This is a genomic window from Oleiphilus sp. HI0123 (assembly GCF_001635315.1).
This window is the reverse complement of sequence record NZ_LWGE01000936.1, coordinates 1-579: the sequence shown is the minus strand read 5'-3', so window position 1 is coordinate 579 and position 579 is coordinate 1. Positions and strand designations below refer to the sequence as shown.

1 protein-coding gene is annotated in these 579 nt (G+C 46.4%); it reads left to right on the top strand.

The annotated features are described in order from the left end of the window. Nucleotides 1-40: 40 nt before the first annotated feature. The coding region (locus tag A3761_RS28970) for a methyl-accepting chemotaxis protein (RefSeq protein ID WP_369808203.1) at nt 41-579 on the top strand (539 nt) is incomplete at its 3' end.

Here is a 579-nt window from a genome sequence, read left to right as displayed (position 1 = left end):
GCATCTTCAGATAACGCAACAAGTATATTCAGGTAAGGTTATGTTTGGATTAAATAAGAATGCATTGAAAGTAAATGAAGTTGCGATCNACAAAGTCGAGCTACAGTCATTAGAGCAAAAAGCGGCACTGCTTGATCAGTTTTTTAGTCAAGACCCTGCCTCCCAGATTCAAGAGCTCGCAGCTAGCGTTAACGAGAAGCTACAAGGCGGCTCAGACTTTGCAAGCGGTATTGAAGGCAGTTGCCAAGGCATGGAGTCTCTCGTAGGCGAAGGTCTGGCGATACACTCTTCTGCACAACAAGCCAGTGACGCGACCAACCAGGCATCTGATACATCCAAACAATGTAGCGCCGACATGAGACAGCTTGCAGATAACCTGGAAACCTCATCTCGATACATCTCTGAATTTACATCTTTGCTGGAAAGCTTGGATGAAAGTAATAAAACGATTAGTAAATTACTTGAGTCGATCAAAGCCATTGCCGACCAAACTAACTTGCTAGCACTCAACGCTGCGATCGAAGCAGCGCGAGCTGGCGAACACGGTCGAGGCTTTGCGGTTGTTGCCGATGAAGTACG